Annotated in this window: 5 protein-coding genes and 1 pseudogene; 1 reads left to right on the top strand and 5 read right to left on the bottom strand. The window is 75.6% G+C overall.

Going from position 1 to position 9,473, the window contains the following annotated elements; translation table 11 throughout:
• The 5 genes and pseudogenes from EAO76_RS14310 to EAO76_RS14290 form a co-directional block, all read right to left on the bottom strand.
• Positions 1–1,384 (bottom strand): BTAD domain-containing putative transcriptional regulator (locus EAO76_RS14310; protein WP_148836335.1); only part of this gene is annotated, 1,384 nt, incomplete at its 3' end.
• A 295-nt stretch (positions 1,385–1,679) separates the two neighbouring features.
• Positions 1,680–4,598 carry a helix-turn-helix transcriptional regulator gene (locus EAO76_RS14305; RefSeq protein WP_148836327.1) on the bottom strand — a complete coding sequence of 973 codons (2,919 nt, stop codon included), beginning with the start codon at positions 4,596–4,598 and terminating at the stop codon, positions 1,680–1,682.
• 70 nt (positions 4,599–4,668) lie between these two features.
• Entirely contained in the window at positions 4,669–4,860 is a 192-nt protein-coding gene (locus tag EAO76_RS14300; protein WP_148836326.1) for a hypothetical protein, read from the bottom strand.
• A gap of 123 nt (positions 4,861–4,983) precedes the next feature.
• Positions 4,984–8,130, bottom strand: coding sequence for a type 2 lanthipeptide synthetase LanM family protein (locus EAO76_RS14295; protein ID WP_148836325.1), 3,147 nt, complete (start codon positions 8,128–8,130; stop codon positions 4,984–4,986).
• Positions 8,131–8,510: 380 nt separating this feature from the next.
• Positions 8,511–9,293 (bottom strand): annotated as a pseudogene (locus EAO76_RS14290) (substrate-binding domain-containing protein); the annotation flags it as partial.
• Here EAO76_RS14290 and EAO76_RS45385 point away from each other — a divergent pair.
• The coding region (locus EAO76_RS45385; protein ID WP_148836334.1) for an ATP-binding protein at positions 9,249–9,473 on the top strand (225 nt) is incomplete at its 3' end. The pseudogene EAO76_RS14290 and the gene EAO76_RS45385 sit on opposite strands and share 45 nt — an antisense overlap.

Here is a 9,473-nt window from a genome sequence, read left to right as displayed (position 1 = left end):
GCCCCGCCCCGATCAGCCGGCCCAGCAGCGCCAGCGCCTCGGCCGGGGCCAGCGGCGGCAGCGCGATCCGGTGCACCGGCGCGAGCCCGGCCAGCTGACCGCGCGCCGTCAGGACGAACGAACTGCCGCCGGTGCCCGGCAGCAGGGCCCGTACCGCCGCCTCGTCCGGCACGTCGTCGAGCACCACCAGCGAACGGTGCGTGGCCAGCCAGTGCCGCCAGTGCTCCGGGTCCGTCATCGGCTCCGCCCGGTGCGGGTCGCCGGTCAGCCGGGCCAGTTCGCCGACGAGCGCCGACGGGGGACGCACCACCCCCTGCTCGTCGCGGACCCGGATGTGGATCCGGCCGTCCGGGAACCGCTCCGCCAGCAGATGCGCCGCCTGCACCGCGAGGGCCGTCTTCCCGGTCCCCGCGGCCCCGGTGACCGCCACCACCCGGCCGTTCTCCCCGCCCAGGACGTCCAGCAGCTCCCGCAGCTGCTCGCCCCGGCCGGTGAAGTCGGGCGTCCCGGCGGGCAGCACCGTCCGCAACGACTCGGCCCGGCGCGCCGGGGCCGCCGCCCTCGGCCGGTCCGCGCCGTCCCGGCCGGTCAGCATCGCACGGTGCCGGGCCGCGATGGCCGCCCCCGGCTCCAGGCCCAGCTCCCTCGCCAGCAGCTGGCGGTAGTCGTCGTACACGGCGAGCGCCTCGGCCCGGCGGCCGGTCCGGTGCAGGGCGTCCATCCACGCGGCCCGGATGCGTTCGCGCAGGGGGTGCTGCTCGGCGAGGTCCCGCAGTCCGTCCACGACGGCGGGCGCCCGCCCCAGCGAGATCTCCGTCTCGGCCCAGTCCTCGTGCACGGTCAGGCACCGGGCCTCCAGCCGCTCCGCCTCCGCGGCCACCTCCGGCGAGTCCCGCAGATCGTGCATCGGCGGCCCCTGCCACAGGTCCAGCGCCCGGCGCAGCAGACCGGCGGCGGCCCGCGGATCGCCGTCGTCGGCGGCCCGCCGGCCGGCCGCGGCCAGCGAACGGAACCGCAGGGTGTCCAGCTCGTCCTCGCCGACCCGCAGCAGATAACCGCCGCAGGAGTGCACCAGCCGCTCCCCGCCGGCACCGCCGCCGTCCGGCCCCCCGGGACATCGCGCGCCGAGCAGCGTCCGCGTGGAACTGATGTACACCTGGAGGTTCTTGCGCGCCGTACGGGGCGGTGCGTCCGGCCACACCGCGTCGGTGAGCACGTCCACCGGTACCGGGGTGTTGGGCCGGCTGAGCAGCATGGCCAGGACCAGCCGCTGCTTGCGCGGCCCGAGGAGCAGCGGCCGTCCGTCCAGGTACCCGGAGAGCGGCCCGAGGACCGAGAGGCTCAGCGCACCGGGCGACGGGGTACGGGTGGGGTGTCGGGTCATGGACGGGCCTCCGAAGAACGGGGGACTGGGCGGCTTGCCGGTCATGTCCCTGGATGGTCCGCCGGGAACGGTTCCCCCCACATCGGTGCCGGACCCGCATGTTCCGTGACGGGACCCGACCAAAACCGCTCCGCACCCCCATGTTGGGCCCGCATACCCGTATTCCGTGCGCGACGGGGACATCACGGGCCCCCGGACCCCCGCCCGTCACCCCACCTCGCCGTCCAGCGCGTTCCGGCGCCCGGTCGCGCCCGGAGCCCGTCGGCTGCCCGGTCAGGGGTCACCCGACAGGCTCTCAGTCGCGTTCCGCCGCGCACTCGGCGGAGAACTCGCACAGGGCCGCCCGGTCCGCGCGTCCCGTCTTGTTCAGCAGGCTCGCCATGTGCTTCTCCACCGTGCGCGGCGAGATGGACAGCCTGCGGGCTATCTGCTGGTTGCCCGGCCGCTCCGCCAGCAGGACGAAGACCTCGTACTCGCGCGGCGTCACACCGCTCGTCCGCAGGGCGGCCGGGATGCGGTCCCAGCCGCCCCGGTGCTGCCCGACGCTGGCCCCCGCCTGCCGCAGTTCCGCCCGGCACGCCGCCGCGACCGGCTGGATGCCCGCCCCGTAGAAGTACTCCTCCGACGCCCGCAGCCAGCCCACCGGCTCGCCCCACTTCTCGGCGAGCGCCGCGCCGGCGACCAGCCGCAGCCCCAGGTGGCGGGCGAGGGGGAAGGCGGCGGCGCCGGCGACGGCGGAGCGGACCGTCCGGGCGGCGCGCTCCGCGTCGCCCTCCCGGCCGTGCAGGACACCGTCGGCCAGCCGCAGGAACAGCTGGTTCCACGCCAGGTCCGCGCCGGGGCTCTCCAGGGTCGCGTCGAGCTCCGCCCGGTCGCCCCGCCCGTCGAGGACCCGCAGCAGCGGACGCAGGCCGTAACGCCCGCTCAGGTAGAAGAAGCTGGGGTTCTCGCGCTCCCAGGCCAGCGAGGCGTCGAGGTCGGCCAGCGCACGCTCGCGGTCCTCCTCCAGCAGCGCCGCGAAGGCGCGGCAGAGACCCAGTTGCAGCGGTACGAGCAAGGACTCCTCGCCGCCCGCCCGGCGGAACCGGACCATGGCCCGGTCCAGGTCCCGTCTTCGGCCCCGGTGCGCGGCGAGCGTCGCCGAGGCCAGCAGCAGGTAGCGGTGCGCACCCAGGTTGCGGACCCGCGCGCTGGCGGCCACCGAACGCTCGATGATCTCGTGCGCCCCGTCCCACTCGCCGCGCATCACCGCGTTCATGGCGAGCAGCCCGTCCACGGTCTGGGTCGGCACCAGCGCGCCCAGCGACTGGGCGGCGGTGCGGGCCGTCTCCAGCCGGGCCGGGTCGCCGGTGCGCATGAACGTGTTGGCGCCGAGCCGGACCAGTGCCTCCACCCGCCACACCGGCAGGGAGTGCTGCTCGGACACCGCGAGCATCCGCTCCAGGCACGCGTCGGCCTCGTCGAAGCCGCGCTCCCGGGACAGCAGCGCCAGTAACTGCCACGCCTGGCAGGCCACCACGGGAAGGTTGCGCTCCTCCGCGACGGCCGCGGCCCGGCGCGCCGCGTCCTGCGCGCGCTCCTGCTGCCCGTGGTCGACATGGCCGGGCAGCAGGGCCAGATGGCCGTCCACCACGTCGAGCGCCGCCTGCTGCTCGGGGCGGACGGCCGTACCGAGAACGCCCCGCGCGGCCCGGATCTGCCCGGCCGCCTCCGCCATCCGTTCCGCCATCACGGCCGCCCAGGCGATCTTGATGTGGGTCTCCCCGCGCTGCTCGGAGGCGTCTGAGCGCGGGGGCACCGGCGGGAGTTCCCCGGTCAGCGCCAGGGCCGTGTCGAGCTCGCCGGCCTCGGCATGGGCGACCGCGAGCGATTCCGTGACGCTCCGCAGATCGCCCTCGTGGGCGAGTGAACGTGCCCGCTCCAGCAGGATGACGGCGGAACCGGACGCCCCCGCCGCCAGCATTCGGCGGCCGACGGCGGCGAACTGCCGGGCGGCACCGTGCCGGTCGCCCCCGGCAAGTTGCAGAGTCGCCATCAGCTGTCGCTGCTCGTCGCCGAGTTCATGTACGACGGCGGCCAGTGACAGGGCCGCGCGACGGGCCGTGGCGGCCCGCTCGGCCGGTGCCAGCGAGGCCACCAGCGCCTCGGCGGTCAGCGCGTGCCGGAAGGTGTAGCGGTCGGGATCCGCCCCGTCGGGGGCGATGATGTTCGCCTCGACGGCGGAACGCAGATGGCTGAAGAGCGTGCGGTCGTCGAAACCGGTGACGGTCTGGAGCACGGTCACCGAGAACCGGCTGCCCAACGTGGCCGCGCACAGGAGCAGTTCGCGCACCGGTTCGWCGAACCGGTCCAGCCGCCGCGACCAGCTGCGCACCACCCCGGTCGGCACCGACGCGTCCGGATTGACGTGCTCCTCCCAGCGGTCGCCGGTGCGGCGCAGCTGGCCGGAGTCGAGCAGATCGGCGAGCAGCACCTCGACCAGGTACGGATTGCCGCCCGCCCGCCCCGCCAGCCGTTCGTGGGTGGTCCGCGGCACCTCGTCCGGGTCGGCCTCCAGACACGAGGCGGCCATCTCCCGCACGTCCGCGTCGCCGAGCGGGGCCAGCTCGCGCACGGTGGCGACCTGCCGCCGCTCCGCCGAACGCACCAGGTCCAGGGCGACACCGGGCTCCGGACGCAGGGTCCCCAGCAGCAGCACCGGCAGGTCCGCCACGTTGTCGATGACGTACTCCACCACCGCGATCGTCTCGGTGTCGGAGTCGTGCAGGTCCTCCAGCAGGATCACGCAGCCGCGCTCCTGGCCGAGCACCGACAGCAGCCGCAGCAGCGCCTCTGCCAGCTCGACCACCGTCTCCGGATAGCCGGGGGAGGAACCCTGGCGCCACTCCGGCACCAGCCGGGCCAGCGCCGGACGGTACGGGTCCAGCTCCGGGTCGGTGGGCGTACCGGCCGCCCGGAACCGTGAGGACAGCGCCTCGATCAGCGGGCGGAACGGCACCACGAGCCCGGTCGACGTGGCCCTGCCGCGCAGCACCGGCATGCCCCGCTCGTACGCCCGGTAGGCGCACTCGCCGGCCAGCCGTGATTTGCCGATGCCCGCGTCCCCCACGAAGAAGACCGCACGCCCCGAACACCGCGATGCGGTGTCCAGGGCGTCGCTCAGCAGGCCGGTCTCAGCGGCTCGCCCGACAATCACCGACGAAGTGGCACGCATGTACGCAGGCTACTCGAGGCACTGCCCGCCGGTCAGCGCGTCAAATCTCTTGATCTGAAAAGGAGTTCATTCAGTTCCAGGTCATGGTGGTCCACGGCAGGTCCGTGGTGCAGCCGTTGTTGCCGTCCGTGGCGCTGAGAATGCTGCTGCGCAGAGCGAGTCTGCCGCTCGCACCCAGGGTGATTCTGCCGGCGGGGTGCTCGTCGGCGAAGTCGTCCATGGAGTCGGTGGAGAGGATGGCGGAAGCTTCGGTGCTCTGCATGATCTCTGCCTCTTCTGTAGGGGGTTGTCGTTCCGTGAGCCGTGCGGTGGTGAACGGTGCGGGGGAGGAGGAACGGGGGAGAAGGAACGGAGGAGGAGCGGTACGGGGTCGGTGGGCGGGTGGTCAGTGGGGTGCGGCGGGCGCGGTGGGTCCGGCGAGCAGCAGCAGGGACGGCACCCGGTCGGGGAAGCCCGCCCGCAGCAGTCCGTGTCCGATGCCCGCGAGCCCGGTCAGCAGCCCCGGATGCGGTACCTGGCCGGGGGTTCCGCAGCGCGGCTTCGCCCGGTCGGCCGCCGCGAGCAGCGCCCCGGCCCGCTCCACCCAGCGGGTGCGCGCGCCCGAGGGCTCGCCGAGGCGCAGCAGTTCGAGGACGCCGAGCTCGCCGTGGCACAGGCTGTCGTCCGGTGGCGGTTCGCACCGCGCGATGTCCGCCGCCGCCTCGCGCGCCCAGGCGGACAGCGACGGGTCGGTCCGCGCCGCCGGGCTGTCCAGCACGGCCAGCGCCACGCCCGTGCGGCCCCGGCACCAGGAGACGTCCGGGCCGACCGCGCCGGTCGCGGCCCGCAGCGCGGCGAGCCCCGAGGCGCGGTACGGCTCGCCGCCGCCCGCCTCGGCGAAGCGCAGCAGCGCCCAGCCGATCCCGGCGGACCCGTCGGCGAATCCCGGCGCGTCCGGCAGCGGCGCCTCGCGCAGCAGCCCGGCGCAGCGTTCCGCCCCGCGCCACACGTCGGCCCGCCCGGTGGTCCGGTACCCGGCGATCAGGCCGACCAGTCCGCCGGCCGTGCCGCCGCGCACCCCGTACTCGCTCTCGGCGCTCGCCGCGGCGCCGGTCAACCGCAGTGCGGGCAGCACCAGTTCGCCCAGGCGCGGGTCGTCCAGCGTGTCCGAGACCTGGGCCAGTACGTAGGCGATCCCGCCGAGCCCGGCGAACGCGCCCGAGCCCACCGGGCCCAGGTCGTCCGGGCGCGAGTGCAGCGCGTCCAGCAGCCCGGCGAGGGGCGCCAGCGCGTCCCGGGCGGCGGCCGCGTACCGGTCCGCCCCGGTGAGCGAGGCGAGCTGGGCGAGGAAGCACGCCGTACCGGTGTAGCCGCCCGCCACGTCGGCGGCCATCGGGCCCAGCCGCCAGTAGCGTTCGCCGAGCAGCTCCAGACCGATCCAGTTCAGCCGGGTGGGCCCGGAGTAGGCCTGGGAGACCAGCTGGTCGCCGACCGAGCGGGCCGCCGCGAGCAGCTGCTCCGGCTCCGGCGCGGTCGCGGCCGTACGGGCCCGGCGCGGGCCGGGAGCGGCGATGTGGGCCGGCTCGCGGGAGGTGGTCACCATCGCGGCGCGGATGATCCGCTCCTGGTCCTGCCGGTCCACCGTGTCCATGGCCGCCAGCTTCTCCCGGACCAGGGACAGCCCCGTCCGGGCGAGGGGCCCGGGCAGCAGCCGGCCGTTGCCGCTCCACAGGTCGGTGCGTTCGGGCAGGGCGGTGAACAGGGGCACGTCCCCCGCCCAGAGCTGGGCGATCTCCTCGTCCAGCAGGTCGGGCAGCGCGGAGGAGCCCAGGACGTCGGTGCCCAGCAGCGCGAGCACCTCGTGCCGTTCGGCGGCGTCCTTCATCAGGTCCGGATGCGTGGACTCGTCCAGGAGCGAGGAGTACACCCAGGTGGGCCGCGCCACCACCCGCACCTCGTCGTGTGCGAAGCGCTCCAACAGGCCGCCGGGGCGAAGGAGTTCGGCGCGGGCCGCCTTGATCGCGGTGTACCCGGCGCGGAAACCGGCGCACAGCGCGCGGGTGAAGGCGGACGGGTCGGCGGGCGTTTTGGTCAGCCGGGGCCGATTGGCCGACTCGCCGAACCGGGCCGTCCGGCGCACCAGCCGCATCCGGTCGGTCCCCGCGTCGGCCCAGTCGGCGCTGCGCACCGGGGAATCGGCCGCCTGCCCGCCGCCGATCCCGGACATGTCGAGCGCCGTCTCGTCCCCGACGAGCAGCTGTGGCAGCAGCCCCACCCGGTGCACCGAGTCGTGCAGGGCGCGGGCCGCCGGATCGTCCGAGGCCGCGGCGGGCAGCGGCGGGTGGAACAGCGTCTCCACGTCGACGAGGACCGGGTGCTCCCCGTCCGCGATCAGGTTCTCGTGGTGCAGGTCGGTGCCGTCCAGCGCGTGCAGCAGGGCCAGCAGGGCCCCCTGGCGCCGGTAGAAGGTCTCGATCTGACGGGCCGAGCGGCAGGGCCGTTCCGCGACGAACTCCACCCAGCCGTACGACCCCCGGTCCAGCAGGGCGAGCGTACGCAGACCGGGTGTGCCGGGCAGCGCGTTGAACCACTGGACCAGTTCGTTGAAGTGCCGGTGCGCGGCGAGCGGGCGCGGCTTGTAGACCAGCCGGGCGCCGTCCTCGAACCGGAGCAGCATCACGGTGCGCCCGCCCCGGTGGCCGTCCCCGGCCCCCGGCACGGGCCGCGACGGCGTCCGCCCAGGCCCTGAACGACCGAGATGCTCGTACGGTTCGCCGCGGACCGTCCGGTGCTGCCGGGCGACCGCACCGCCCCCGGAGGAAGCCCCCTGGGACGGGGTTCCTCCGGGGGCGGTGCGGTCGCCCGGCAGCACCGGACGGTCCGCGGCGAACCGTACGAGCATCTCGGTCAGCGCGGCGGCGGCGTCGAGCGCCGCACGCGCCAGGATCCGGGCCAGTACGGGGTACGCGGTGCAGAGCGCGGCCAGCCCGGACCGGGAACCGGTCAGCCGCAGGAAGTCCGTGAACCGGTCCGCGGAGGCCGCCCCGGTGAGCCGGCCGTCCCGCCGCGCCGTGTGCAGTTCCAGGACCAGGGTCCGGGCGGCGAGCCGGGCGAGCCGCCGGGCCAGATGGCGCTCGAAGTCGTCGCGCACGGCGTCCAGATCGGCGCACCGGCCCACCCGCGGGGGTAACCCGTCCAGCATCCGCCGCGCCGCGCAGGCGGTGAACGGGGCGAGGACGCACTCGAACCCGCGCAGCCCCGGCCGGTCCTCCCCGTCGGCGATCTCCGCCCTCTCGGGGGCGGCGGAGACCGCGTCCCGGACGAACAGCGCCCAGTCCGGGGCGTGGTCGCGGGACTGCTCCCCGGTCAGCGCGGGCCGCCACCACGGGCCGTCCGCCCAGGAGGCCCCGGGGGTGCCGGACGCCCCGGGCGCCGCGGGCCGGTCGGCCTCCAGCAGGCCGACCGCATCGGCGGGGTGTCCCGCTGCCGCGGACGGGCGTGACGCGGAAGAGACGCACAGCCGTTCGTTGCCGCCCGTATCGATCTCCGTCATCGCACCTCCTCGGTCCGGCGCCGGCACCGACCGGTCCGCCGAACCCCATACTTCCCGTGGAGGCTCCGTAGGGCATGGGGGCAACACCCCCATCTTTCTGCCGGAACCCGAACGGAGACCGGGACGGGCCCCGCTCAAGCACCGGTCCGGCACCGGTCCGGCCCCGCTCAAGACCCGAACGAGCTTTGGCGAAGCCGCAGTTGAGGATGTGTTCAGGGCCTGGGCGGACGCCGTCGCGGCCCGTGCCGGGGGCCGGTGCGGGTGTCGTCGCGGGCAGTCCCGGGAGCCGGTGCGGACGGCCGGCGCGGGTCCGTCACCGGGGGCGGGGACCGGTACCGGAAGACCGGAACCCCCACTCGTCCACCAAAACCCCCACCCGCTCACCGCCCCCGCGGCGGCGCCGTCGAGCCGCGGACCATCAACTCGGCCGGGATCGTGGCGATTCCGCCGGGCGGCGGGGCCTCCTTGCCCATGGCCAGCCGCCCCGCCCGCGCCCCCGCCTCGAAGAGCGGCAGCCGTACCGTCGTCAGCGCCGGCACCGCGTCCACCGAGAACGGCAGATCGTCGAAGCCCGCCACCGAGACGTCCTCGGGAATGCGCAGCCCCCGGTCCCGGATCGCCGCGCTCGCGCCCAGGGCCACCGTGTCGTTCGCGGCGACGACGGCCGTCACCTCCGGTTCGCGGCGCAGGAGTTCGACCGTGGCGTCGTAGCCCGACCGCCGGTCGTAGGGGCCGTGGACGACGAGCCGTTCCGCGTACCCGCCGGGCGGGTACGTCCCCGCGCCCGCGCCGTCGCCGACGAGCCCCGCCGCACGCATCGCCTCCAGGTGCCCCTCCAGGCGGTGGCGGGTCGTCGTGCGCTCCGAGGGGCCCGCGACGTAGCCGATCCGCCGGTGGCCCAGCGCGAGCAGGTGCTCGGTGAGGCGGCGGCCCCCGCCCCGGTTGTCGAAGGCCAGCGTGGCCACGACCGCCTCGTTGTCCGGCAGCGGGGGCCGCCCGCACAGCACCACCCGGGTGCCCGCGTCCGCGAGCCGGGTCAGCTTGGCGGACGTCGCGGCCCGGTGCGCCGGGTCCTCCACGGCGCCCCCGGTCAGCACCACGGCCGCGGCGCGCTGGCGCTGGAGCAGGGTGAGGTAGGTGAGCTCGCGCTCGGGCGAGCCGCTGAGACCGGCCTGCTGAGCGACGCCCTGGACACCGCATCGCGGTGTTCGGGGCGTGCGGTCTTCTTCGTGGGGGACGCGGGCATCGGCAAATCACGGCTGGCCGGCGAGTGCGCCTACCGGGCGTACGAGCGGGGCATGCGGCCGGCGAGTGCGCCTACCGGGCGTACGAGCGGGGCATGC

It is taken from the genome of Streptomyces sp. sk2.1 (genome assembly GCF_008120935.1).
Classification (GTDB): Bacteria; Actinomycetota; Actinomycetes; order Streptomycetales; family Streptomycetaceae; genus Streptomyces.
This window is presented reverse-complemented; position numbering and strand designations above follow the sequence as displayed.